This window comes from Halomonas urmiana, assembly GCF_005780185.1.
Taxonomy (GTDB): Bacteria; Pseudomonadota; Gammaproteobacteria; order Pseudomonadales; family Halomonadaceae; genus Halomonas; species Halomonas urmiana.
The window spans coordinates 111,951-136,970 of sequence record NZ_VBUI01000003.1; the positions used below are offsets into that span (position 1 = coordinate 111,951).

At 67.8% G+C, this 25,020-nt stretch carries 27 protein-coding genes; 19 read left to right on the forward strand and 8 right to left on the reverse strand.

All coding sequences use genetic code 11. The annotated features are described in order from the left end of the window. Positions 1-37: 37 nt before the first annotated feature. Positions 38-931, forward strand: a complete 894-nt coding sequence (locus FEI13_RS02885) for a SphA family protein (RefSeq protein ID WP_204758337.1) — start codon at positions 38-40, stop codon at positions 929-931. 121 nt (positions 932-1,052) lie between these two features. On the opposite strand, the gene FEI13_RS02890 is transcribed toward FEI13_RS02885, so the two are convergent. Then, on the reverse strand, positions 1,053-2,054 hold the full coding sequence (locus FEI13_RS02890; protein ID WP_138179342.1) for an AraC family transcriptional regulator: 1,002 nt from the start codon (positions 2,052-2,054) through the stop codon (positions 1,053-1,055). Between the two features lie 351 nt (positions 2,055-2,405). Here FEI13_RS02890 and antA point away from each other — a divergent pair, with 351 nt between their 5' ends. From antA to FEI13_RS19710, 11 genes are all read left to right on the forward strand, one after another. Next, positions 2,406-3,794: an anthranilate 1,2-dioxygenase large subunit gene (gene antA, locus FEI13_RS02895; RefSeq protein WP_138179344.1), complete on the forward strand. Its 1,389-nt coding sequence runs from the start codon at positions 2,406-2,408 to the stop codon at positions 3,792-3,794. 3 nt (positions 3,795-3,797) lie between these two features. After that, positions 3,798-4,283, forward strand: a complete 486-nt coding sequence (gene antB, locus FEI13_RS02900; protein WP_138179346.1) for an anthranilate 1,2-dioxygenase small subunit — start codon at positions 3,798-3,800, stop codon at positions 4,281-4,283. Positions 4,284-4,303: 20 nt separating this feature from the next. Then, a complete protein-coding gene (gene antC / locus FEI13_RS02905) occupies positions 4,304-5,320 on the forward strand; it encodes an anthranilate 1,2-dioxygenase electron transfer component AntC (protein WP_138179348.1) in 1,017 nt (338 codons plus the stop codon). Positions 5,321-5,408: 88 nt separating this feature from the next. Continuing rightward, positions 5,409-6,533: a muconate cycloisomerase family protein gene (locus FEI13_RS02910; protein ID WP_138179349.1), complete on the forward strand. Its 1,125-nt coding sequence runs from the start codon at positions 5,409-5,411 to the stop codon at positions 6,531-6,533. Positions 6,534-6,562: 29 nt separating this feature from the next. After that, positions 6,563-6,853 carry a muconolactone Delta-isomerase gene (gene catC, locus FEI13_RS02915; RefSeq protein ID WP_138179351.1) on the forward strand — a complete coding sequence of 97 codons (291 nt, stop codon included), beginning with the start codon at positions 6,563-6,565 and terminating at the stop codon, positions 6,851-6,853. Positions 6,854-6,918: 65 nt separating this feature from the next. After that, complete coding sequence (catA, locus tag FEI13_RS02920) at positions 6,919-7,893, forward strand: catechol 1,2-dioxygenase (RefSeq protein ID WP_138179353.1); 975 nt, start codon at positions 6,919-6,921, stop codon at positions 7,891-7,893. A gap of 71 nt (positions 7,894-7,964) precedes the next feature. Next, positions 7,965-8,948, forward strand: coding sequence for a TRAP transporter substrate-binding protein (locus FEI13_RS02925; protein WP_138179355.1), 984 nt, complete (start codon positions 7,965-7,967; stop codon positions 8,946-8,948). A gap of 55 nt (positions 8,949-9,003) precedes the next feature. Beyond that, positions 9,004-9,552, forward strand: coding sequence for a TRAP transporter small permease (locus FEI13_RS02930; protein ID WP_138179357.1), 549 nt, complete (start codon positions 9,004-9,006; stop codon positions 9,550-9,552). Beyond that, complete coding sequence (locus FEI13_RS02935; protein WP_138179359.1) at positions 9,549-10,811, forward strand: TRAP transporter large permease; 1,263 nt, start codon at positions 9,549-9,551, stop codon at positions 10,809-10,811. Before FEI13_RS02930 ends, FEI13_RS02935 begins: the two co-directional genes overlap by 4 nt. Positions 10,812-10,816: 5 nt before the next feature. Continuing rightward, a complete protein-coding gene (locus tag FEI13_RS02940) occupies positions 10,817-11,986 on the forward strand; it encodes an alpha/beta hydrolase (RefSeq protein WP_158294506.1) in 1,170 nt (389 codons plus the stop codon). Positions 11,987-12,069: 83 nt separating this feature from the next. Further along, complete coding sequence (locus FEI13_RS19710; protein ID WP_138179363.1) at positions 12,070-12,186, forward strand: leucine zipper domain-containing protein; 117 nt, start codon at positions 12,070-12,072, stop codon at positions 12,184-12,186. Between the two features lie 109 nt (positions 12,187-12,295). Here FEI13_RS19710 and FEI13_RS02950 read toward each other — a convergent pair whose 3' ends face one another. The 5 genes from FEI13_RS02950 to FEI13_RS02970 all read right to left on the reverse strand — a co-directional run bounded on the left by FEI13_RS02950 (position 12,296) and on the right by FEI13_RS02970 (position 16,338). Continuing rightward, positions 12,296-12,523 (reverse strand): 3-keto-5-aminohexanoate cleavage protein, encoded by a 228-nt coding sequence (locus FEI13_RS02950; RefSeq protein ID WP_338035070.1) that lies wholly within the window; start codon positions 12,521-12,523, stop codon positions 12,296-12,298. 157 nt (positions 12,524-12,680) lie between these two features. After that, positions 12,681-13,478 (reverse strand): alpha/beta fold hydrolase, encoded by a 798-nt coding sequence (locus FEI13_RS02955; RefSeq protein ID WP_138179367.1) that lies wholly within the window; start codon positions 13,476-13,478, stop codon positions 12,681-12,683. 41 nt (positions 13,479-13,519) lie between these two features. After that, positions 13,520-14,722, reverse strand: a complete 1,203-nt coding sequence (gene pcaF, locus FEI13_RS02960) for a 3-oxoadipyl-CoA thiolase (RefSeq protein WP_138179369.1) — start codon at positions 14,720-14,722, stop codon at positions 13,520-13,522. Between the two features lie 12 nt (positions 14,723-14,734). After that, on the reverse strand, positions 14,735-15,508 hold the full coding sequence (locus tag FEI13_RS02965) for a CoA-transferase subunit beta (protein WP_138179371.1): 774 nt from the start codon (positions 15,506-15,508) through the stop codon (positions 14,735-14,737). Continuing rightward, positions 15,508-16,338 (reverse strand): CoA transferase subunit A, encoded by an 831-nt coding sequence (locus FEI13_RS02970; RefSeq protein ID WP_138179373.1) that lies wholly within the window; start codon positions 16,336-16,338, stop codon positions 15,508-15,510. The genes FEI13_RS02965 and FEI13_RS02970 overlap by 1 nt, the downstream gene beginning before the upstream one ends. A gap of 359 nt (positions 16,339-16,697) precedes the next feature. On the opposite strand from FEI13_RS02970, the gene FEI13_RS02975 reads away from it, so the two are divergent. Further along, positions 16,698-17,477 carry an IclR family transcriptional regulator domain-containing protein gene (locus FEI13_RS02975; protein WP_138179375.1) on the forward strand — a complete coding sequence of 260 codons (780 nt, stop codon included), beginning with the start codon at positions 16,698-16,700 and terminating at the stop codon, positions 17,475-17,477. A gap of 130 nt (positions 17,478-17,607) precedes the next feature. On the opposite strand, the gene FEI13_RS02980 is transcribed toward FEI13_RS02975, so the two are convergent. After that, the gene (locus FEI13_RS02980) at positions 17,608-18,081 is read right to left on the reverse strand and encodes an Lrp/AsnC family transcriptional regulator (protein WP_138179377.1); all 474 of its coding nucleotides are present in this window, start codon (positions 18,079-18,081) and stop codon (positions 17,608-17,610) included. A 140-nt stretch (positions 18,082-18,221) separates the two neighbouring features. Here FEI13_RS02980 and kynU point away from each other — a divergent pair, with 140 nt between their 5' ends. The 6 genes from kynU (at position 18,222) to FEI13_RS03010 (ending at position 24,122) form a co-directional block, all read left to right on the forward strand. Continuing rightward, on the forward strand, positions 18,222-19,451 hold the full coding sequence (gene kynU / locus FEI13_RS02985) for a kynureninase (protein WP_138179379.1): 1,230 nt from the start codon (positions 18,222-18,224) through the stop codon (positions 19,449-19,451). Between the two features lie 15 nt (positions 19,452-19,466). Beyond that, the gene (locus FEI13_RS02990; RefSeq protein ID WP_138179381.1) at positions 19,467-20,243 is read left to right on the forward strand and encodes an alpha/beta hydrolase; all 777 of its coding nucleotides are present in this window, start codon (positions 19,467-19,469) and stop codon (positions 20,241-20,243) included. 70 nt (positions 20,244-20,313) lie between these two features. Next, entirely contained in the window at positions 20,314-21,657 is a 1,344-nt protein-coding gene (locus FEI13_RS02995; RefSeq protein WP_138179383.1) for a sodium-dependent transporter, read from the forward strand. Between the two features lie 108 nt (positions 21,658-21,765). After that, on the forward strand, positions 21,766-23,082 hold the full coding sequence (locus FEI13_RS03000) for a DUF2252 domain-containing protein (RefSeq protein WP_138179385.1): 1,317 nt from the start codon (positions 21,766-21,768) through the stop codon (positions 23,080-23,082). A 201-nt stretch (positions 23,083-23,283) separates the two neighbouring features. Continuing rightward, on the forward strand, positions 23,284-23,934 hold the full coding sequence (locus tag FEI13_RS03005; RefSeq protein ID WP_138179387.1) for a flavin reductase family protein: 651 nt from the start codon (positions 23,284-23,286) through the stop codon (positions 23,932-23,934). An 8-nt stretch (positions 23,935-23,942) separates the two neighbouring features. Next, on the forward strand, positions 23,943-24,122 hold the full coding sequence (locus FEI13_RS03010) for a hypothetical protein (protein WP_420841556.1): 180 nt from the start codon (positions 23,943-23,945) through the stop codon (positions 24,120-24,122). Between the two features lie 55 nt (positions 24,123-24,177). Here FEI13_RS03010 and FEI13_RS03015 read toward each other — a convergent pair whose 3' ends face one another. Beyond that, positions 24,178-25,014, reverse strand: a complete 837-nt coding sequence (locus tag FEI13_RS03015; RefSeq protein WP_138179389.1) for an alpha/beta fold hydrolase — start codon at positions 25,012-25,014, stop codon at positions 24,178-24,180. Between the last annotated feature and the right edge of the window lie 6 nt (positions 25,015-25,020).

Genomic DNA, 25,020 nt, shown 5'->3' on the forward strand with positions numbered 1-25,020 from the left:
CACAACGACTCAGAACAACAACGAGCGGACGATCCTCATGACGCATTTATCGAAAGGCATGACGGCCGGCATCGCCGGGCTGGTGCTGTCGCTGGCAACGGCCGCCCAGGCAACCGAGGGGGGCGGCTCGAGCTACCCCATGGGAGCCGAGAACTATGGGATGGGAGCCCTGCCGCCGCCGGGATTCTACTCGCTGCTCTATGCCAACCACTATGCCGCCGATGACTTCCGGGACGACGAAGGCGACAGCCTGCCGATCGACTTTCAGCTGCGCGCCGACGTGCTGGCGCCCCGGCTGCTGTGGGTGACCGAGCAGCGCCTCCTTGGCGGTCAGCTGGCCTTCGCCGCGCTGCTGCCGCTGGTGGATCTGGATGTCTCGATCAACGGCATGCACGACAGCGATCGTGGCCTCGGCGATGTCGACCTGACCGCGGCCCTGGCCTATCACCACAGTCCCACCCTGCACAGTGCTTTCGGCGTCGACCTGATCGCCCCGACTGGTGACTATGAAGCCGGAAAACTGGCTAACATTGGTCGCAACTACTGGACGGTGCAGGGCGTCTATGCCGCCTCTCGGATCGATCCGGCTGGCCTCAATTGGGACATCAAACTGATGTACGACTACAACTTCGAGAACGAGGATACCGACTACCGTTCTGGCCAGGAGCTGCATGCAGACTATGCCCTCGGTTACGGCATCCATCCGAACTGGGTGGTGGGTGTCGGCGGTTATGCGTACAAGCAGATCACCGGCGATCGGCTCAACGGCGTGGATATCGGCAACGAGGGGCAGGCCTTCTCCATCGGCCCGTCCATCAAGCTGGACGCCGGCCAGGGCGCCTTCGTGGCGCTGAAGTACGAGCGGGAGTTCTTCGTCGAGAACCGCCCGGAGGGCGACGCCTGGTGGATCAAGGCGGCCTGGCCGCTCTAACGCCGAGTAGCAGGAGGGAATCACAAGGGCACGGGCTGTCGTAGATGGCTCGTGCCCTTTCTCGTTGGAGGGCATGAAAATGCCAGCTGAGGTGCCTGTGGCGGGTGCCGGGTGGCTCACATCAGTGCTGGATCGCCACACCCCGGCTGGTGAAGCGACCGATGGCCTGTGAGGGCCGTTCGCCGAAGCGCTTCTGGTAGTCCTTGGAGAAGCGGCCGAGCTGCAGGAAGCCACAGTCCATGGCGATGCTGGAAACGCTTTCCCTCGGGCCGGCATGCTCCAGGCGACGCTTCACCCAGTCGAAGCGCAGGTTGCGGAAGTAGGCAATGGGCGCGTTGCCGAAGTGGGCATGGAAGTCCTGGTAGAGGCGTTCCCGGGAGATGCCGGAGGCCCTCTCGAGATCCTCGAGGGTGAGCGGCTGGTCGAGGGATTCACGCATCAGGGCGTCGAGCTGGTCGAGGTAGCCCGGACGCTCCTGTTGCCGGCCGAGCAGCTCGCCCGAATAGTTGTGGGGCTGGGCGTAGAGCAGGCTGGTGATCAGGCTGTTCTCGAAGTTGCCCCACACTTCCGGCAGGTCGCACAGCGAGCCCTCCGCGCCGAGCAGGTCCTGCAGGTGGGCGACGGTCTTCCACCAGTCGCCGAGATGGCCCTCGAGCGGCATGCGCGGATCGAAGATCACCGGGGCCGTCACCCTGCGGCCGAGCAGCTGGCCGAGGCGGTGATGCACGGCCTCGCGGGACAGCCGCGCCAGCTGCTTGCGGCAGTCCTCGCCGATGTTCAGGTGCAGCGGCTGATTCGGGGAGATGATCGCCCCTACCCGGGTGTCCGAGGCGAATTCCTGTCGCGCGTATTCGATGTGCTGTTCGCCGGACAGCGGCAGGCTGATGCTGTAGCTGTGGGCCAGGTCGTCGACCCGGATGTTGACCCGGGTCGCGTACTCGATGATACCGAGGGCCACGTTGCCGAGCGCGGTGCCCTCGTGACGGAAGGCCAGCTCATGCGGCCGCGGGACTTCGAGCTCGTGGGGGCCGTTGATGCCACGCATCCAGCGACAGGCGTCGTCGGGCTCATGGATCAGGGTGGCGATCCGCTGGCGAGGCGAAGTTTGGGGCGCCAGTGTCATACAGTCTCCTCGCCTCCGGGGCCTGGCCGCTAGTCATGGCTTCTCGTTGGATATGTCGGGCCCAGCAGCGGAGGCTGATTTGTTCGCTTTGCGGTATAAAGTGCGTATTGCGAACTTTGTTGTGGAAGTATAGCACCTTTATGCCATATCTCGACTATCCAGGGGCGAGGTGTCAGCGGCCTTTCGCCAGTGTTGCGACCAAAGTCTAGCCGCCTCGGGCCGGCCTGGCAGGCGGGAGGCGGGAAGGCGCCGAAAAAGTGCATAGCGTTGGCCGAAGAAGCGAATAGTGGCGAGGCGGGAACCTGCCTAAGTTGGGTCACACCACGACAAGCAACAAGACGGTGATGACCGATGACGGCACAACGCTCTATCCCCGAGTGGCAGCAATTCGTCGAGAACTGTCTCGATTTCCGCCCCGATGACGGCGCCTACCGGATGGCCCGGGAGATGTTCACCGACGAGGCCCTGTTCGACCTGGAGATGGAACTGATCTTCGAGAAGCAGTGGATCTTCGCCTGCCACGAGAGCCAGATCCCGAACAACAACGACTTCATTACCATGCAGGCCGGTCGCCAGCCGATGATCATCGCGCGCGACGGCAAGGGTGAGCTGCGGGCCCTGGCCAACACCTGCCAGCACCGTGGCGCGACCCTGGTGCGCACCGAGTGCGGCAACCAGTCCACCTACACCTGCCCCTTCCACGCCTGGTGCTACAAGTCCGACGGACGCCTAGTGAAGGTCAAGGCGCCGAGCGAGTACCCGGCGGACTTCGACAAGTCGAGCCGCGGCCTCAAGCAGGCCCGCATCGAGAGCTACCGTGGCTTCGTGTTCATCAGCCTGGATGCCGAGGGCACCGATAGCCTCGAGGACTTCCTCGGCGACACCCGGCTGTTTTTCGACATGATGGTCGAGCAGGCCGAGGACGGTGAGCTGGAGGTGCTGCCGGGCAAGTCCACCTACACCTTCAACGGCAACTGGAAGCTGCAGAACGAGAACGGCCTGGACGGCTATCACGTCAGCACCGTGCACTACAACTACGTCTCCACCGTGAAGCACCGCCGCGAGCTCGAGGCGCAGAAGCACGGCGACAACGGCGACACCCTCGACTACAGCAAGCTCGGCGCCGGCGACAAGGACACCGACGACGGCTGGTTCTCCTTCGCCAACGGCCACAGCCTGCTGTTCAGCGACATGCCCAACCCCCAGGTGCGTCCCGGCTACGCCACCGTGATGCCGCGCATGCTCGAGAAGCACCCCCGGGAGCGCGCCGAGTGGACCATGCATCGCCTGCGCAACCTGAACATCTACCCGAGCCTGTTCTTCATGGACCAGATCAGCTCGCAGCTGCGCATCGTGCGCCCGGTCGCCTGGAACAAGACCGAGGTCATCAGCCTGTGTCTGGGCGTGAAGGGCGAATCCGACGCCGACCGCGAGAACCGCATCCGCCAGTTCGAGGACTTCTTCAACGTCTCCGGCATGGGCACCCCCGACGACCTGGTGGAGTTCCGAGAGCAGCAGCGCGGTTTCCGGGCGCGCGCCTCCCGTTGGAGCGACATCTCCCGAGGGCATCAGGACTGGCAGTACGGCGAGACTCACAACAGCCAGGTGCTCGGCATCAAGCCGGTGATCACCGGCACCGAGTTCACCCACGAGGGCCTCTACGTCAATCAGCACGGTACCTGGCAGCGGTTGCTGCTCGAGGGCCTCGAAAAGAAAGCACTCAAGCTCCAGGAGGTGTAAGCCATGACTCTTCAGCAATCCATCGAGCAGTTCATGTACCGCCTGGCCGAGCTCTGCGATGACCGCGACTGGGACGGCTATCTCGACCAGTTCGCGCCGGAGTGCGAGTTTCACATCCCGCAGTGGAAGAACGAGGATGAGATCACCCGCGACCCCAAGCGCGAGATGTCGCTGATGTACTACGCCGACCGCACCGGCATCGAGGACCGCGTCTTTCGCCTGCGCACCGGCAAGTCCGCGGCCTCCACGCCGCTGCCGCGCACCCTGCACCTGATCGACAACGTGCGCTGCACCGAGCAGGGCGATGGCATCGTCCAGGTGCGGGTCAACTGGGTGACCCACTTCTACCGCTTCGGCGAGAGCGGCCACTTCTTCGGCACCGCCGATTACACCCTGCGTGGCGAGGGCGATGGCTGGAAGGTTTTGCGCAAGCACAGCGTGCTGCTCAACGACAAGATCGATTCCGTGCTGGATTTCTACCACGTCTGAGTTTCGCTGGAGGGCGAGTCATGCATAACACCGCCGCCATCGTCTTTCGCGACGGCACCACGCGCTTCGTCAAGGTCGACGACAACGAGCTGCTGATGGACGCCGCCCAGCGTCACGGGGTCAACCTGCCGGTGGACTGCCGGGAGGGTGTCTGCGGCACCTGCCGTTGCCTGCGCGAGGCCGGCGAGGTCGACGTCGAATACATCGACGAGGAGGCGCTGACCGAGGACGAGGTCGAGCAAGGTCACGTGCTGGCCTGTCAGACGCGCCTGCGCTCCAACCACGCCTCCTTCTACTTCGACGTGGACTCCGGCGTGTGCAGCGTGGCCACCGAGGTCCACGAGGCCACCGTGAGCGCCGTGGAGCAGGTATCCGACGCCGCCGCCATCCTCGAGATCACCCTCGACGACCCCGCCCAGGCCCTGCAGTACCTGCCCGGGCAGTATGCGCGCCTCGAGGTGCCGGGTTCCGATGAATGGCGGGCCTACTCCTTCGCCACCTCGTCGGTGAAGGACGGCCAACTGCGCTTCCTGATTCGCCTGCTGCCCAGCGGGGTGATGAGCGACTACCTGCGCGAGCGCGCCAAGCCGGGCGATGCGATCTCCCTGGAAGCCCCGTTGGGCGCCTTCTACCTGCGCGAGGTGGAACGTCCCCTGTTGATGGTGGCCGGCGGCACCGGACTCTCGGCCTTCCTCGGCATGCTGGAGCGGCTCGAGGAGTCGGGCGAGACCGGCCAGCCGATTCGGCTGTGCTACGGCGTGACCGAGGAAGCCGACCTCAGCGAGCTCGATCGCCTGGATCGCTTCACCGAGGTGCTGCCCGACTTCGCCTACGAGACCATCGTGATGAATCCCTCCGAGGCCTGGCAGGGCAGGAAGGGTGTGGTCTGCGACCTGTTCGACCGGGAATTCCTGGCCCAGCCCTTCGACACCTACCTGTGCGGGCCGCCGCCGATGATCGAGGCCTCGAAGCAGTGGCTCGAGGAGCGCGAGGTCGGCGAGCACCGGGTGTTCTTCGAGAAGTTCGTCTCGAGCTGATGGCCACCGCCGGGTGGCGTCCCGCCCGGCCCCAGCGACTTTCATTGCATGCAAGCGGCGCCCCGAGGCGAGCCGCCTGGAGACACTCATGTCCGACATCCTGATCCACGAGGTCGAGACCCTGCTGGTCGACCTGCCGACCATTCGACCGCACAAGCTGTCGATGACCACCATGGCCTGCCAGACGATGGTCATCATTCGCCTGCGGTTGTCCGATGGCACCGAGGGTCTCGGCGAGGCCACCACCATCGGCGGCCTGGCCTACGGCCCGGAGAGTCCCGAGGGCATCAAGCAGACCATCGACACCTACCTGGCGCCGCTGCTGATCGGCCAGCCGTGTCACAACCTCAACGCCCTGCGCGCCCGCCTTGACCGCCATGCCCGCGGCAACAGCTTCGCCAAGTCGGGGCTCGAGACCGCCTTGCTCGACGCCGAGGGCAAGCGCCGTGGCTTGTCGGTGGCCGAGCTTTTGGGCGGCGCCCGCCAGACGCACCTGCCGGTGCTGTGGACCCTGGCCAGCGGCGATACCCGGAAGGACATCGACGAGGCCTTCCAGCGCCTCGAGGAGCGCCGCCACTGCGACTTCAAGCTCAAGATCGGTGCCAACCCGGTGGACCAGGACGTGCGCCATGTGGCGGCGATCAAGGCGGCGCTGGGCGACCGGGCGAGCGTGCGGGTCGACGTCAACCAGGCCTGGGATGAGGCCACCGCGGCCCGCGGCATCGACGCCCTTGAGGCCGCCGGCATCGATCTCATCGAGCAGCCGATTCCGGCCCGGGAGTTCGCCGGCCTGACCCGGCTGGCGCAACGCTTCGTGGTGCCGATGCTGGCCGACGAGGCGGTCCACGATGCCCGCGACGGCTTCACCCTGGCCGCCGGCGGCTTCGGCGATGCCTTCGCGCTGAAGATCGCCAAGGCCGGTGGGCCGCGCAGCGTGCTGGCGCTGGCCCACGTGGCCCGGGCCGCCGGCATCGGCCTGTACGGCGGCACCATGCTCGAGGGCACCATCGGCACTGCCGCCTCCCTGCATGCCTGGGCGACCCTCGGCGAACTGACCTGGGGCACCGAGATGTTCGGCCCGCTGCTGCTCAAGGACGACATCGTCGTTAAGCCGCTGCACTACCACGAATTCGGCGTCGACCTGCCGGCCGGCCCCGGGCTCGGCATCAGCCTCGACGAGGACAAGCTCGACCATTACCGGCGCCGCGACTGAGCCGCGCCCAGCTTCCCAAGGAGACCCCCATGCTCTTCCAGGTGGAAATGACCGTGAAACTGCCGCCGGAGATGCCGGTCGAGCGGGCCGCCGAGATCAAGGCGAGCGAGAAGGCCTACGCCCAGGACCTGCAGCGCGCCGGCAAGTGGCGCCACCTGTGGCGGGTGGCCGGCAGCTACTCGAACGTCAGCATCTTCGACGTCGAGGACAACGCCGAGCTGCAGGATCTGGTCTCCAATCTGCCGCTGTTCCCCTACATGGAAATCAGCGTCAAGCCGCTGTGCCGCCACCCGTCGTCGATCCGCGACGACGATTCCTGATTCACGGAGGACGCCGGGCACGCGTGCCGGCCGTCACACAGACGACAACAACCGAGGAAATGACCATGACCGTGAAGATTTTCGACACGCCCGAGGTTCAGGACTTCCTGAAGGCCGTCAGCGGCTTCGACCAGGACGGCGGCAACGAGCGCGCCAAGCAGATCCTGCATCGCCTGCTCTCCGACCTGTATCGGCTGATCGACGACTTCGATGTCAGCCCCGAGGAGTTCTGGAGCAGCGTCAGCGTGCTCAACGCGCTGGGCCAGGGCACCCAGTTCGGCCTGCTGGCCCCGGGGCTCGGTTTCGATCACTACCTGGACATGCGCCTGGACGCCGCCGACGCCGAGGCCGGCCGCACCGGCGGCACGCCGCGCACCATCGAGGGCCCGCTGTACGTGGCCGGCGCCCCCGAGCTCCAGGGCAGCGGGCGCATGGACGACGGCAGCGACACCGACGGCGAGGCGATGTGGCTGACCGGCCAGGTGCGCGACACCGACGGCCAGCCGGTCGCCGGGGCCAAGGTCGAGATCTGGCACGCCGACTCCAAGGGCGGCTACTCCTTCTTCGACCCGTCCCAGAGCGAATACAACCTGCGCCGCTCGATCATCACCGACGCCGAGGGCCGCTACGCGGTGCGTAGCATCGTGCCCTCCGGCTACGGCGTGCCGGAAGGCGCGCCCACCGATCAGGTCCTCAAGGCCCTGGGCCGCCACGGCCAGCGCCCGGCGCATATCCACTACTTCGTCTCGGCGCCGGGGCATCAGCACCTGACCACCCAGATCAACCTGGCCGGCGATCCCTACACCTTCGACGACTTCGCCTTCGCCACCCGCGAGGAGCTGGTGGTGGAAGGGCGGCGCATCGAGGATGCTGCCGCCATCGCGGCACGCGGCTTCGAGGGGCCGTTCACCGAGGTGGTGTTCGACGTCGCGCTGTCGGCGACCGCTGAAGCGGAGCTTCAGCAGCGCCACAAGCGCCCGCGGGCCAAGGAAGACGCGCAGGACCAGGCCAGCCAGCAGGCCGCTACCGCCAGGGTGTAACGCCCCGCATTGATGGCCGGCCCCTCGGGGCCGGCGGCATCCCGCCAGACGACAACAACAGAGGCATCCCCATGAACAAGCTCAAGACCCTGATGACGGCCGCCGTGGCGGCGTCGCTTTCCGTCACCGCTTTCACCGCCCAGGCGCGCGACTTCCGGCTCGGCCTGATCACGCCGCAGTCGCACATCTGGGCCCAGGAGGCCCAGGGGTTCGCGGATGACCTGGCCGAGCGTTCCGACGGCGAGCACAGCGTCAGCATCTTCCCCGCCCAGCAGCTCGGCACCGAGGCGCAGATGGTCCAGCAGCTCCAGGCAGGCTCCCTGGACATGGCCTTCCTGACCATCGCCGAGATCTCCAACCGTATCCCCGACTTCGGCGCCCTCTACGCGCCCTTCCTGGTGGAGGACATCGATCAGGCCGCGGCGCTGCTGCGCTCCAATACTGCCGCCGAGCTGCTCGAGCAGATGCCGGCCCGCACTGGCCTGGTGGGCGTGGGCTACGGCATGGCCGGCATGCGCCAGATCCTCAGCCGCGAGCCCATCGAGTCCGCCGAGGACCTGAGCGGGCTCAAGGTGCGCATCACGCCCTTCGACCCGATCCGCGACTTCTACGCCGCCGCCGGGGCCGCGCCCACGCCGCTGCCGCTGCCCGCGGTCTACGATGCCCTGGCCAACGGCCAGGTCGATGCCATCGACATGGATTACGATTCCATTCGGTTGCTGAAATTCTACGAGCAGGCCGAGAACCTGGTGGTCTCCAACCACATGATGTTCCCCATGGTGGCGGTGGTCTCCGGGCGCGTCTGGGCGCAGCTCGACGGGGCGGATCGCGAGCTGATCCGAGCCAGCATGGCCGAGCACGCCGACAACGTCATGGCCCGCTTCCAGGAACATCACGCCGCCTGGGGCGAGGACCTGCGCCAGCAGGACATCACCGTCACCGAGATTGATCCCGCCTTCTTCGCCGAGGCCACCGAGAAGTGGGAAGGCGTCTGGGCGCCCAAGGCTCCGTCGCTGGCCGCGCTTCGCGAGACGGCCGCCGAGCTGGCCGACTGACCCCCCATCCACCTGCCATCGCCCCGGCCCGGCGCCGGGGCGTCCGGAGGCCGTCATGTTCAAACGACTCTCGTCCGACATTGCCCGCTGCGAGGGGGCCATCGCGGCGGGACTGGCGGCGCTGGTCACCCTGCTGATCCTGCTCAACATCGCCACCCGCGCCCTCGGCCATGCCCTCTACTGGACCGACGAGCTGGCCATCCACGCCATGATCTGGATGACCTTCTTCACCACCTCGGCGACGCTCAAGCGCCGCGAGGGCGTCGCCGTGACCCTGCTGCTCGATGCCCTGCCGGCGGGCCTGCGGCGATTGCTGGCGCTGGCTGTGGATGCGCTGGTGCTGTTCTTCGCGCTGTTCCTGGCCGCGCTCTGCTGGCGCTGGTACGACCCGGCGACCCTGTGGGCCAGCGGCTTCGATATCCAGGCCTTCCAGGGAGAGACCTTCAACTTCATGTACTCCGAGACCTCACGCACGCTGGGCATTCCCAAGTTCTGGGTGTGGCTGTGCCTGCCCATCTTCGCCGTCTCGCTCGCCCTGCATGCCGTGGTCAATCTGGGCGAGGGGCTCAGGAACCTGGCCGCCGCGCCGAGGAGGTACGCATGACGCTCGTCGTCTTCGCCGCGCTGCTGCTGGGTGCGGTGCCCATCGCCTTGGTGCTGGCGCTCACCGCCGCCTGGTACATCGCCGACTCCGGCAACACCCTGCTGTTCGCCTCCTATCCCCAGCAGCTGTACGGGGCCATCGAGAACTATGGCCTGCTGGCGATTCCGCTGTTCATGCTCGCCGGCGAGCTGATGAACGAGGGCGGGCTGACCCGGCGGTTGATCGACCTGGCGCGGATCCTGGTCGGCGGCTTCCGCGGCGGGCTGGTCTACATCAACCTGGTGGCCAACATGATGATGGCGGCCATCGTCGGCTCGGCGGCCTCGCAGATCGCCATCATGTCCCGGGCCATGGTCCCGGCCATGGAAGAGGAGGGCTATGACAAGCCCTTCGCCGCGGCGATCACCGCCGCCGGCGGGCTGCTGTCGCCGATCATTCCGCCGTCGATGCTGTTCGTGCTCTACGGGGTGATGGCCCAGGTGCCGATCGCCGACATGTTCATCGCCGGGATCCTGCCGGGGCTCATGATGGGCGGGCTGTTCTTCCTGGCCATCGCCGCGGTGGGCCTGGTGCAGCAGTATCCGCGCGGCCAGTGGCCGAGCCGCGCCCAGGCCCGGCGCTTCCTGCTGATGGGCCTGCCGGCGATGAGCATCCCGCTGATCATCATCGGTGGCATCCTCGCCGGGCTGGCCACGCCCACCGAGTCGGCGGCGCTGGCCTCCCTGGCGGCGCTGCTGATCGGCCGCTACGTCTATCGCGACCTGACCTTCGCCAGGCTGCCGGAGATCCTCAAGCGGACCGCCTTCAATGCCGGCCTGGTGATCATGCTGATCGCCGCCGCCGGGGTGTTTGGCTGGGTGATCGTCTACGAGGAGCTGCCGCAGATGGCCGCCGCCTGGATCGCCGGGATGACCGACGATCCCTTCGCCTTCCTGCTGCTGGTGGTGGGCATCCTGTTGCTGGTGGGGATGATCGTCGACGGCATCGCCGCGCTGATCCTGGTGGTGCCGATCCTGCTGCCGATCGCCCAGCAGCAGTTCGACATCAGCGCCTACCAGTTCGGGGTAGTGGTCTGCCTGACCCTGGTGCTGGGCCTGCTGACGCCGCCGGTGGGGGCGGGGCTGTACATCGGTTCGTCGATGACCGGGGTGCCGCCGATGCGGATCTTCCGTGCGCTGTGGCCCTTCCTGTTGATGAGCCTGTTGGCGCTGGTGCTGCTGGCCTGGCAGCCCTGGCTGACCCTGGCGCTGATCGGATGACCGCCATGACGATGACGACCCTTGGGGCCGTGGCGGCCCTGGACGACGACTCTCCGGCGGCCAGGGCGGCCGCCTATCGCGATGCGGCGGTGGTGCTGCTCGGACGCCTCAAGGCCGCACGGTGCTCGCCGGCCGGCATGGCGCGGCTGACCGTGACCTCGCCGGGGGGCCGGCTGGTTCCCCGTGACCCGGCCTGCGACCGGCGTTGGCGAGAGGTCTTCGGTGGCTTCAAACCGGCGGAGTTCACGATCGAGTCGGCGTCGGCGCCGCGGGTGACGTTGGCCTTGGCACTGCATCAGGGGACGACAGCGCCGCCGCGTGACGAGCCGATGTGGCGCGGTATGACCGCGGCCGAGATCGACGCGGCCTACAGCGCCCGGGCGGCCGTGCCCGAGCATCTGGCGATCTTCGAGCGCTGGCGGGACGCGGGGGAGCGTGTCCTGGCGTCGCGAGACGCGCACCGGGACCTGCCTTATGGCGAGGCGCCGCTGCAGCGCTTCGACTTCTTTCCCGTGCCGCGGCCGAACGCGCCGCTGCTGGTATTCATCCACGGCGGCTACTGGCAGGCCATGGACAAGGCCGAGCACGCGTCGCTGATCGAGGGCCATCTCAACGCCGGCTGGGCGGTGGCGCTGCTCAACTACCGGCTGTGCCCGGAGGCGACGATCGCCGACCAGGTCGAGGACGCGCGGCTGGCGTTGCGCCACCTCTGGCACGGCGCCGAGCGGTATGGCGTCGACCGGTCGCGGATCCAGGTCTGCGGGCACAGCGCCGGGGGGTACCTGGGGGCCTGCCTGGCCAGCACCGACTGGCCGGCCCTGGACCCGGCCATGCCCGTTGCGCCCCTGCACTCCGCGCTGCTGGTCAGCGGGCTGTTCGAGCTCGAGCCGATGCGCCACATGAGCTTCGGTCCTCTGCTCGGCCTGCCGGACGCCGAGACGGCCCGGGCGTTGAGCCCGATGTTCGCGACCCCCAACCCCGGGATGCGCCTGCACCTGACCGTGGGGGAGCGGGAAAGCGAGGAATTCCACTGGCAGTCCCGGGAACTGGCCCGCCGCTGGGGGGCCCGTCTCGAGGCTATCGAGGTCTCGAGCGTGCCTGGTACCCATCACTTCTCGGTTATGGAGAGCCTCGCCAAGGGGGGCCTGCTCGAGGCGTCGCTGGCCATCGGCTAGGTGTGATCTCTCGGTAGGTCGTTCATCCGGAACCTACCCGGACAATTGGAGGTGCGACCCAAACCAACCTCCAAGAGGCCCGGATGAACACCCATAAGAATGTCCGTCTCACACCGCATGGTCGAGCCCTGTTGGTCCAACGAGTCGTCGAGGGAGGGCTTCGGCCAACGGAGGTCGCCCAGGCTCAAGCATCAGTATGAGAACGGTCTGCACGTGGCCACTTCGCTACCGGGAGGAAGGTGCTGCGGGGCTCCAGAACCGCTTCTCTTGCTCAGGCCGCTGTCCTCATGTGACCGCGGACGAGCTTCGCTAGCAGGCCATCGGGCGCCGCCGGTAGCACCAGCTTGCCGAGCAGGTGGGTAGATGCACCACCTGGTGGAAATGCGACATGTCGAAGGCTTCGATCTCAGGCTTGATGTCATACTTCAGCATCTCGTCGGCGAGCCACCCCACCAGCTGCAGCGAGTTCTCATACACTTGAATAGGGGGCGTTGGCGCCGGCCGCGAGCTGGCCATGTCGGGCTTGAGCGGCAGTATGGCGCCAAGGAACTCGCTTGGCGTGCCTGGTTAGTGTCAAGGGTGCGATCGCGGCCCGATCATCGTCGTCGACACTGAGGTGCCGTTTGCAGCCGGGAAGGACACCCTGGTCATCGGCCAGCCGTTGGGCCGGCCGTGGAAAGGGGGCAAGTGCTTGTCAGGCGGATGACGGGAATGCGGTCAGCAGCGTCTCGGCGAACCGCGCCGGGACCTCCACGGAGGGCACGTGGCCGACGCCCTCGAGGATCTCCAGGGGCGCCCCGTCGAGCTCGGCGGCGAGTGCCTCGAGGCTGGCCGGCGGGGTCGCCAGGTCCTCGCTGCCGCCCAGCAGCTGCACCGTGACGCCCTTGCCCGCCAGCTTGCCGGTGAAGGCGTGGCGCCCGAGCATCTTGCAGAGCCGGGCATAGGATTCGTCGTCGCCGCGGCCCATCTGGGTGCACCAGCCCGCCTTCAGGGCCGGCTCGGCCTCGAAGCAGGCCGGGGCGAACCAGCGCGGCACGATTTCGGCAGATATGGCCGCTAGCCCTTCCTCGCGCACCCGGGCGGCGCGGGTGGTCCACAGCTCGGCATTGCCGATCACCGCCCCGGTGTTGGTCAGGGTCGCGGACAGCAGGCGATCGCCGTGCTCGGCCACCAGTTGCTGCCCGACCACGCCGCCGATGGAGGTGCCGACGAAGTGGAAACGCTCGGCGCCGGCCCGGTCGGCCAGGGCCAGGGCCTCGGCGGCGAGCGCGGCGGGGGTGATCTCGCCGCCGTCGGCGGGCCAGGCCTCGCTGGCCCCGTGACCCGGCAGGTCCCAGGTGAGCACCCGGTAGGACGGCAGCAGCGCGGGCAGCAGCTCGTCCCAGACCGCCTGGGTCATGCCCAGCGGATGCGCCAGGATCACCAGGGGCCGGGTTGCGTCGCCCAGCAGGCGATAAGCCACGGCGCGGCCGTCGATGTTCAGAAATGCCATGTATGACTTCCCTCTTTCGTCTTGTCTCTTCGACCTGGGGCTCAGGCCCTCTCGATCAGCGTGGCGATGCCTTGCCCCACGCCGACGCACATGGTGCACAGGGCATAGCGCTTGCCGCTCTGCTGCAGTTCATGGGCCGCGGTCAGCAGCAGGCGGGCGCCGGACATGCCCAGCGGGTGGCCCAGGGCGATGGCGCCGCCGTTGGGGTTGACCCGCGGGTCGTCGTCCTCGAGCCCCAGGTCGCGCATGCAGGCCAGCGCCTGGGCGGCGAAGGCCTCGTTGAGCTCGATGACGTCGACCTCGTCGAGGGGCACGCCGGTGCGCTCGAGCAGCCGCTTCACCGCCGGCACCGGGCCATAGCCCATGATGGCGGGCTCCACGCCGGCGGTGGCCATGCCGAGGATCTTCGCCATGGGCGTGAGGCCATGGCGCTGCACCGCCGCCTGGCTGGCCACCAGCATCGCCGCCGCGCCGTCGTTGACCCCGGAGGCGTTGCCGGCGGTGACGCTGCCGCCCTCGCGGAAGGGCGTGGACAGCTTGGCGAGTTTCTCGAGGCTGGTCTCGCGCAGGTGCTCGTCCTGGTCGAAGAGCAGCGGCTCCTGCTTGCGCCGCGGGATCTCGATGACCGTGATCTCGCGGGCGAAGCGGCCGGCCTGCTGGGCGGCGGCGGCCTTCTGCTGGGAGCGCAGGGCGAAGGCGTCCTGGTCCTCCCGGGCGATGGCGAAGCGCTCGGCCACGTTCTCAGCGGTCTCCGGCATGGAGTCCACGCCGTAGGCCTTCTTCATCTGCGGATTGACGAAGCGCCAGCCGATGGTGGTGTCCTCGATCTTCTGCCCGCGGGAGAAGGCGGTCTCGGCCTTGCCCATCACGAAGGGCGCGCGGGACATGGACTCCACGCCGCCGGCCAGCGCCAGGTCCATCTCGCCGGCCTTGATGGCGCGGAAGGCGGTGCCCACCGCATCCATCCCGGAGCCGCACAGGCGGTTCAGGGTGGTGCCGGGCACCGAGGTCGGCAGGCCCGCCAGCAGGGCGGACATGCGAGCCACGTTCCGGTTGTCCTCGCCGGCCTGGTTGGCGCAGCCCATGAAGACTTCCTCGATGGCGGCCGGATCGAGATCGGGGGCCTCGGCCAGCACCGCCTGGAAGATGGTGGCGGCGAAGTCGTCGGGGCGCACGCCGGCCAGGGTGCCGCCGAAGCGGCCCACGGCGGTGCGCCGGGGATGACACAGGTAGACGTCACTCATCGGGGGCTCCTCTTATTCGCCGGCGTGTTGACGGGCGGTACGTTCTTTCAGGTCGCGCAGGATCTCGAGCTCGTGGGCCGAGGGCTCGGGGGTGGTCTCGAGCGCGTCGGCGAAGCGGATCTCCCAGCCGGTGGCCTCCTGGACGTCCCGGGCGGTCACGCCGGGATGCATCGAGACGACCGTGAGCTCTTTGGTCTCGGGGTCGGGCTTCATCACGCACAGGTCGGTGATCACCCGGGTCGGGCCACGGCCGATGTTGGGCACGCCGTCGCGGCCCTTGCCGTCGCGACCGAAGCCCAGGGTGGTGACGAAGTCCACCTCGTCGACGAACGCCCGCTTGGAGTGCTTCAGGGTGATGAAGACCTCGCCGGCGTTGGTGGCGATCTCCGGGGCCCCGCCGCCGCCCGGCAGGCGCACCTTGGGCTCTCGATAGTCGCCGATCAGCGTGGTGTTGAGGTTGCAGTAGCGGTCGATCTGGGCGGTCCCCAGGAAGCCTACATTGATCTTTCCGCCCTGCAGCCAGTAGCGGAACATCTCGGGCACCGAGACGGTGGTCAGGGCCGTCTCGGCGAGCTCGCCGTCACCGATGGAGAGCGGCAGCACCTCGGGCTTGGTCTGCAGGGTGCCGGACTCGTAGATCAGCACCACGTCCGGGGCATGGGTCAGGCGCGCCAGGTTGGCGGCCTCGCTGGGCAGGCCGATGCCGACGAAGCAGGTGGTGCCGTTCTCCAGCGCCCGCGCTGCGGTCACCGTCATCATCTCGGCGGAGGTGTAGTCGTTACTCATCAGGCGTTCCCCCCTGCGTTCATGACGTTCTCATCGATCCACTTGGTGAAGGCGTCGCGATCCCGGGCGATGGCGTCCCACTCCTTGTAGAAGCGGTTGTTGCGCGGGTAGTAGCCATGCGCATAGGAGGGCAGCGAGCCTTTCTCGGCCACGGCGATGGCGTCGATGGCCCAGCCGGGGATCACGCAGGCATTGGGGTGATAGTCCGGCAGGGCGGTCAGGTCGTCGACGATCTCCTCGACGGTGACGATGCTCTGCTTCGCCGCCAGCACCGCTTCCTTCTGCACCCCGACGATGCCCTCTACCAGCACATTGCCGGCGCGGTCGGCCTTCTGGGCATGGACGATGGAGACGTCCGGGCGCACCGAGGGCACCGCGGCCAGGCGCTCGCCGGTGAAGGGGCAGTCGATGAACTTGATCTGATCGTTGACGCTGGGCAGCTCGCTGCCCACATAGCCGCGCAGCACGGCCAGCGGCAGGCCGGCGGCGCCGGCCTCGAAGGCGCAGGCCATGGCGGCGTGGCTGTGCTCGAGGATCTCGACCTTGTGGGGCCAGCCCTTCTCCACGGCGTCGCGCAGGCGATGCAGGGAGCCCACGCCCGGGTTGCCGCCCCAGGAGAAGATCACCTTCTTCGCGCACCCCGCGCCGATCAACTGGTCGTAGACCAGGTCGGGGGTCATGCGGATCAGGGTCAGGTCGCGCTTGCCCTGGCGGATCACCTCGTGGCCCGCGGCGAAGGGGATCAGGTGGGTGAAGCCCTCCATGGCGACGGTGGCGCCGTCCTGGACGTAGCGCGCGACCGCGTCATGCAGGCTGAGAAACTCGGCCATGATGGTGCACCTCTGTTGGGGGTGGACTCGGAGGCCGCTGCCCGCCGTGGACAACCGCCTGGATTGTTCGATTTGCGAACATCAATTTGTTATGCGAACAATTTAGCGCCGCCCGGGAGGTGGGTCAAAGTCGTTGGGTGGTATCGGTCATGCGATGCCTGGCCCAGGGAGACGCTAACCCTCCGGCGGGAAAGGGGGTTCGAGATCGCTCCAGTGTCGCGGAATGCGACTAAGGTCTAAGGTGGCAGGAGGCTTTTCGGGGCAGAGGGGTACGGATGTTCGCTTAGCGAACGGGTGTGATAGATTGAATCCCGGACGGCGTCGTCTCGGCGCTATCATCCGGCAGAGGGGAGGACGGGATGCAGGAAGAGGTATTGGGCCCGGACGACCGGGACTTCGTCACGGCACTGGCCAGTGGGCTGGAGGTGATCCTGGCCTTCGACGAGGAGCATCCGCGCATGACCCTCAGCGAGGTGGCGGCCCGCACGGGAATGAATCGGGCCCGTGCCCGGCGCTTTCTCCTGACGCTCCATTCCCTGGGCTATGTGCGCAAGACCCAGCGCCACTTCGAGCTGGCGCCCCGGGTGCTGCAGCTGGGGTATGCCTTCCTCTCGGCCAACGGCTACCAGAGCGTCATCCAGCAGGTGCTCGAGGACATCACCGCCGAGTGCGGCGAGTCGTCGTCGCTGGGCGTGCTGGACGGCGACGAGGTCACCTACGTGGCGCGCTCGGCGGCCAAGCACCGGCTGATGGCCATCAGCCTCGCGGTGGGGACTCGCTTGCCGGCCGCCCATACCTCCATGGGTCGGGTGCTGCTGGCCCAGTTGCCCGACGATGAGCTCGAGGCCTTCCTGGCGCGGGTGACCCTCGAGCGCTACACGGACAAGACCGTCACCGACACGGCGGCGCTGCGCGAGCGCATCCTCGAGGCGCGTCGGCAGGGCTATGCCGTCGCGGACCAGGAATTGGATTCCGGGCTGCGCTCCCTGGCGGTGCCGGCCTTCTACGCCACCGGCCGGCTCATCGGCGCCATCAACATCAGCACCAACGCCGCGCGCGTGGACTTCGACACCCTGCTCGGCGAGTACCTGCCGCTGCTGCAGGACAAGGCCCGCCAGATCCGCCAGCAGGTACGCTGACCGCCGCGACTCATTAACCAGGCAAGCGTTTATGCCGGGTTAATTGCGGCACAGGGACGTGCCGCCGCCGGCCGTCAGGTCGGCGCGGGCGACGATCAAAGAGATCAGGATGATCTCTTTGATTGCCAGCTTAATAGCTCGCCTCGACCTTCAGCGGGCCATTGGTCTTGAGGGTGTCCATAGCGACCTGGGTGGCGACGTCGCGCAGCCCCTCGAGGGGGCTCACGGCCTCGGAGAGGAAGCGCGACAGCGCGCCGAGGTCCTCGATCACCACCTTGAGGATGAAGTCGTGGTTGCCGGTGATGGCATGGCACTCGATGACCTCGTCCCGGGCCAGCAGGGCGGCCACGGCCTGCTGGGGCGTGTTCATGCGGTGCTTGTCCACGGAGACGAAGATGAAGGCGGTCACCGACAGGCCCAGGGACGCCGGGTCCAGCCGCAGCGAGTAGCCCTGGATGACACCCTCTCGCTCGAGGCGGGCGATGCGCCGCGAGCACTGGCTGGCCGAGAGGGCCACCGTCTCGGACAGGGTTCCCAGGGTGAGGCGGGCATCCTGCTGCAGGGCGTGCAGGATCTTCAGGTCGAAGCGGTCGAGGGAAAGCATTTTTCGTTTTACGCATAATGTATGCAAGATGTTTGCGCATACGCTGGCCGGTAGGAGCGCAAAACGCAACCCCGCCGCGCGCCTCTGCCTCTAGAATGCCGATATTCAACCCAATATCGGCATGGCCCCGGAGGCTTCAGATGGGCGTATCCCTCGACCACGCACGCGAACTCGATCGCCAGGACCCCCTGGCCGGCTTCAAGCCGCACTTCGCCCTCCCCGAGGGCGTGCTCTACCTCGACGGCAATTCCCTGGGCGCCCAGCCTGTGAGCGCCCGCGAGGCGGTCGCCGGCACCCTGGACCAGTGGCGCGACGAGCTGATCAAGGGCTGGAACCAGGGCTGGTTCGATGCCCCGGAACGGCTCGGCAACCTGCTGGCGCCGGTGATCGGCGCCGGCCAGGGCGAGGTGGTCGTCACCGACAACATCACCCTCAACATCTTCAAGCTGCTGGGCTATATCACCGGCCAGCGCACGGATGGCCGGCGGGTGGTGCTCAGCGAGGGCGGCAACTTCCCCACCGATGGCTACATCGCCCAGGGCTTCTGCCGCTTCGGCGACTTCGAGCATCGCTTCCTGCCCGAGGGAGCCGAGCTGGCCGACCACCTGGACGGTGTCGCCGTGGTGGTGCTGAGCCAGGTCAACTACCGCACCGGCCGGCTGCGCGACATGGCGGCGATCACCCGCCAGGTGCACGAGCGGGGCGCGGAGGTCATCTGGGACCTGGCCCACTCCGCCGGGGCCCTGCCGGTGGACCTCAACGCCTGCGGCGCCCGCTATGCCGTGGGCTGCACCTACAAGTACCTCAACGGCGGCCCCGGCGCGCCGGCCTTCCTGTACGCCCATCGCGACCATCAGGGCGGCGGCTGGCAGCCGCTCTCCGGCTGGCACGGCCATGCCGCGCCCTTCGCCTTCGAGGACGACTATGCGCCGGCCGGCGATATCACCCGCTTCCGCACCGGCACCCACTCGGCGCTGATCTACAGCGCGCTGGAGGCCTCGCTGACGATGTGGGCCGACGTCGACATGGCGGCCCTGCGCGAGAAGAGCCTGGCGATGACCGAACTGTTCCGAGACTGCCTGGCCGACCTGCTGCTCGTCCACGGCATCGAGGACATCACCCCGGCGGCGGGGGAGCGGGGCAGCCAGGTGTCGCTGGTGGATACCGAGAACGGCTTCGCCATCGTCCAGGCGCTGATCGCCCGGGGGGTGATCGGTGACTATCGGGAGCCCGGCCTGATGCGCTTCGGCTTCACGCCGCTCTACCTGAGCTTCGAGGACGTCTGGCAGGCGGCCCGTCACTTCCGTGAGATGCTGGAAAGCGGCGAGTATCGGGAACCGCGCTTCCACGTCCGTTCCGCGGTGACCTGAGCAGGAGCGCACGCCATGACCCTGCAGGGCCTGGATCGCGACTATTCCCCCAGCCTGTTCGCCCGTGACGCCGAGGCCACCCTGGCCCGCCAGGCCGCCGAGGGGCGAGCGCTGGCGGCCCGTCGGCGGCCGCTGGCGCTGGTCGACGACGACGAGCCGGCGGCCCGGCTGGAACTCTTCGTGCCCGAAGGCGCGGGGCCCTGGCCGCTGATGGCGTTCATCCACGGCGGCTACTGGCAAGAGCTCGACCATACCGCGACCGACTTCCTGGCCGAGCGCTACCTGAGCCGGGGCATGGCCTTCGCCTCACTGGGCTACGGGCTGGCGCCGGCGACCTCGATCGAGGCCATGGCGACGCAATGCCGGCGTGGCCTGGCGCTCGCCCTGGCGGCGCTGACGGACCGCGGCGGCGCCGGGCGAGTGACCCTGGGGGGCCACAGCGCCGGCGCCCAGCTGGCCTGCCGGGTGGCCGCCGCCGAGGCGGCCGGGCCGGGCGGGGTGGAGATCGCTTCGCTGCTGCTGGTCAGTGGCGTCTATGACCTGACGCCGCTGGTCGACACCTACGTCAACGCGCCGCTGGGCCTCGATCCGGCCCGGGCACGCTCGTTGAGCCCGCTGTTCGACGACCTGTCGCGGCTGCCGCCCCGGCGGGTGGTGATCGCCGAGCGGGATCCGCCCGCCTTCCGGCGCCAGGGCCGCGACTACCATGCCGCGGTGCAGGCCGCGGGCGGCGCCTCGACGCTCAAGGACCGGCCGGGCTGCGATCACTTCGACGTCCTCGACCATCTCTAGGCCGCCGGGAGGCGGCACACCACAACAACGACAGCGGAGTCGCGACACGACTCCTCGGGATCTCATCGTCATGACCAAGACAAGAGCGCAGTTCTCTTCCCGCTTCGGCTTCCTGATGGCCGCGGCCGGCGCCGCCGTGGGCCTGGGCAACGTCTGGAGCTTTCCCTCCATGGCCGCCAACAACGGTGGCGGGGCCTTCCTGCTGCTGTACCTGGTGATGGCCTTCATCCTCGCCTATCCGGCGCTGATGGCCGAACTGACTCTGGGGCGCTACGCCCAGAGCGGCATCATCGCCGCCATGAGCCGGGTCGGCGGGCCCGGCGGGGCCGGTCGCCTGGGGGCGGCCATCGGCGGGCTGGCCATCCTCACCGCCTGCCTGGGCCAGGCCTTCTACGCCATCGTCACCGGCTGGCTGATCGGCGACACCCTGATCCCGCTGCTCGACCTGCTGGGCCTGGAGGCCTGGGCGACGCGCCTCGACGGGGCCGGCTTCTGGAAGGACTGGGGGCTGGCCAGCCTGGCCATGCTGGTGACCGTCGGCGTGGTACTGGCCGGCGTCAACAAGGGCATCGAGCGTTGGTCCAAGCGCCTGATGCCGCTGCTGATCGTGCTGATGCTGGCGCTGATCGGGGTAGTCATGACCCTGCCCGGCGCCACCACCGGGCTCGCCGCCTACCTGGTGCCGGATGTCTCCCAGGTGTCCGGCCAGCTGGTGGTGGACGCCATGGGGCAGGCCTTCTTCTCGCTGTCCATCGGTGTCGGCGCCATGGTGATCTACGGCTCCTACCTGAGCCGTGAGGCCAGCCTGCCGAAGACCGGCGCCCAGGTGATGTTCATCGACATGGGCGTGGCCTTCATCGCCGGCCTGCTGATCGTGCCCTCGATGTTCGTGGCCGACGAGCTGGGCGTGGACATCTTCGACGCCGGCGGCCAGTTGCAGAGCTCCTCGACGCTGCTGTTCGACGTAATGCCGGCGATGTTCGCCCAGTTGGGCGGCCTGGGGGCCGGCCTGGAGATCCTGTTCTTCGCCCTGCTGGCGATCGCCGCCCTGACCTCCATGTTCCCGGTGCTGGAGGTGCCGGTGGCGACCATCGTCGAGACCGGCCGGGTCTCGCGGGGGCGGGCGACCCTGCTGATGGGGGCGGTGATTTTCGCGATCTCCACGCTGATCCTGATGAACTTCGAGGTGCTGTTCGGCTGGGCGATCACCGTCACCATCACCTACAACATGCCGCTGATCGGCGCCCTGGTGTGCCTCTACGTGGGCTGGCTGCTGTCCCGCAACGCCAAGCTGCAAGAGCTACGCCGGGGCTCACCGGAGATCGAGGACACCCTGTTTTGGAAGCTGTGGCCCTGGTACATCCGCTTCGTCTGCCCGGTGCTGCCCCTGGTGGTCCTCGTCAACAGCCTCTAGGAGGCCTGGCTCGCCGCGTCGGGGGAGGGGTTGTCCCGGGCGACGGTGGCTGCTTGACTGGCGAGGGCCGCGGGATCGCGGTCCTCGTCTGCCACCGGGAGTCTCTGCATGTCGCCACCCCTGACGCGCCACAATCGTCCCCGCCAGGTCCTCGACGCCGTTCAGGCGGCCAACGCCGCCCTGGACGAGGGCGACCGCCACGCCAAGTACGCCAAGCTGGCCGAGTCGCCCTATCGCTTCTTTCGCGGCACCAACCATCTCTACTGGCGGGACGTCTGGCACGACTGGCGTTTCGCGCTGTTCGGCGGCCTGCCGGAGACCCAGACCTGGCTACAGGGTGATGCTCATGCCTACAACTTCGGCGCCTATGGCCACCATGACGATGCCGTGCGCTACGGCATGGACGATTTCGACGACGCCATGATCGGCGACTACCAGTATGACCTGTGGCGCCTGGCCATCAGCCTGGTGCTGGATGCCCGGGAGAATACCGGCCTGTCCGGCAAGGGGATTCGCAAGGCGCTCAAGGCGCTGGTCACCAGCTACCATGACGAGCTGGCCGGCCACGTGGAGGGCGAGGTGCCCGGCGCGGTGACCCTGGCCACCGCCAGGGGGCCGCTCGAGCCCTTCATGAAGAAGGTGGGCAGGAAGAAGAGCCGGGCGAAGATGCTCGACAAGTGGACCGTCGTGACCGACGACGGCCGGCGCTTCGCCGAGCGCCCCGACAAGCTGGCGGCCCTGCCGGCGCACCTGGCCAGCCAGCTGCGCAAGGCCGTCGAGGAGGAGTATCGCCAGACCCTGGGCGGTGTTCGGCACGAGGTCGAGGAGGATCACTTTCGCGTCAAGGACATGACCCGGCGGCTCGATGCCGGCACGGGCTCGCTGGGCCTCGAACGCTTCTACGTGCTGATCGAGGGCGGTCAGGACCATGAGCACGACGACGTCATCCTCGACGTCAAGCAGCAGACTCCGCCGGAGGGCTGGGGGCTGATGGACGGCGCCGAGAAGCGCGCCTGGCGACGCGCCTTTCCCCACGAAGGGGTGCGCCACGCGGCGGCCTTCAAGGCCATCGCCGAGCACCCCGACCCCTACCTGGGCTGGCTGCACCTGGGCGATACGGTGTTCTCGGTGCGTGAGCGCTCGCCCTACAAGGAGGACTTCCCGACCCACAAGCTCGACGGCGCCAAGCCTTACCGCCAGCTGGTCAAGCAGTGGGGGCGCATCCTGGCCCGGGAACACCTGCGCGGCGCCCATGCCCTGAACCACGACGATCCCGGGTGCTTCGCGCGTTCCGTCGTTACCTGCGTCGAGGGTCGGCTCGAGCGCTGCGTGGACATGGTGACGACCCTGGCGGTCAGCTATGCCGACACCGTGCGCCAGGACTATCGCACCTTCCTGGCATGGCACGACGAGCCCACCTCATAAGCGGTTGGTGGCGCCTGTGGTGGGCGGGCCTTGGGACAACTTCGGTTGGCTGCATCTGGCCCTGGAGCGCCTCGTGCGCTCTGGGGCGCTGCAAGGTGGAGAACACGTCTTACGCGGATTGGTACAGGGCCACAGGGCTCGGCGATGGCCGGTCGGGCGGTTACCATCGAGGCACCTTCATCAGCGATCGGAGAAACGTCCATGAGCGACTACCTGCTGGACGAGCACGGCCTGAGCCCGGGCAAGATCTACCGGCTCTTCGCGGGCAGCATCTGCCCCCGGCCCATCGCCTGGGTCTCGACCCGGGACGCCGCAGGCAACGACAATCTGGCGCCGTTCTCCTTCTTCAACGTGGTGAGCGTGAATCCGCCGGTGCTGGGCTTCTCGCCGCTGCTCGACGGCGACGGCAACGCCAAGGACACCATCCACAACCTGGACGAAGTGGCGGAGTGCGTGGTGCACATCGGCGGCGAGGGGCTCGTGGAAGAACTGAATGCCACCAGCGCGGGCTTGCCTCGCGATGAGGACGAGTTCACCCATGCGGGGCTCGACAAGCACTCGATGCCGGGCGTGTCGGTGCCGCGGGTGGCGGGCGCACCGGTGGCCTTCGGCTGCCGCCTGCGCGAGATCATCCGCTTCGGCGATCAGCCCCTGGCCGGCAACTTGGTGCTCGCCGAGGTGGTGTCGATCCACGTCGACGATGCCCTCTGGGACGGCCGCCACGTCGACCGCGAGGGCCTCAGGCCCATCGGGCGCATGGCCGGCAACGACTATGCCCGCACCACGGATCTCTTCGTGGTGGAGCGTCCGGCCTCGGGCGGCGCCATGAGTCAGAAGCAAGGCGGCCGGTGAGCCGACGCATGGAGACCGAGCGTGTCGACCTCGATGCCCCAATCGGCGTGATCGCCGATACCCACGGCACCCTGCGCGACGAGGCGCTGGCGCTGCTCGAGGGCAGCGGGCTGATCCTGCATCTCGGTTACCCCGGCATTACCGTCATCACTTCGAGTGCGAGGCGAACTGCCGAAACGAGATACTAGACCGGTGCTTGCCGGGTTCGGTCACACGCTAACGCCTTGGCTTCGGCTTGAGCATTCATCGGGAGGTGGCGGTCAGTGCGCGCTGCGGCGCACAGCAAAGATGCCCTTCTCCCGGCACGGTGATGACTTGGCTCCCGGGGATAGCGAGGGCCGCCTCCACGAAGTTATGGGGTGGTACCGTTTTATCATCGGCGCCGAACAGGAACACTCTTTCCACCCCTTCGCGCCAATTGGCCTGAGCGGCCGGATTGAGCGAGTCGAACAATCGAGTGTGACCATGAAGATCGGCCCAGGCCTCTGTGTCCACCGGGGTTGCCAGGGCCAGAACTCGGTCCGCACGTGCGAGGTGCTCCGCCAAGAGCAACGCGAGCACGCCGCCACCGGAATGTCCCACCAGCGTCAGTGACTCGATCGTCTCATTGGCGTCCAACCAGGTTTCGGCAGCCTCGACCAGCGCGTCCAGTACCTCCTCAGAGTAGCGCGAGAACGTCCATAGCGCGGGATGACAGGGGGGAGTGGGCCCAAGGCCAAAATAGCAGGGGCGCCCCAGATAAAGGGCCGGCCCCGGGTCTTGGAGCATCCAACGACGCACCAGTGGATTTCGTGGAGTGGGATCCTCGGATACTCGTGTGCCGCCGGCTAGCCACGGGCGCCCGTCTCCCTCGAGGTAGAGTCTGGCACGCTGGCTCGTCGTGCGATGTGCGATGGCCAGCAGGTCAAACTCGCCGCCCTGGACGATGCTCACCCGAATGTCCGGGCGTGAAGCAAGGGAGTCACGGAGTTCGTCATGATATTGAGGCGTCAGGGTACAGCTCGATAACAGGGCGAGGCACCCCAGCCAGAAGAACAGGACCGGCAGCTTGGCTGCCGGCCCTGGTGCTTTCTCGGTCATTCGCGC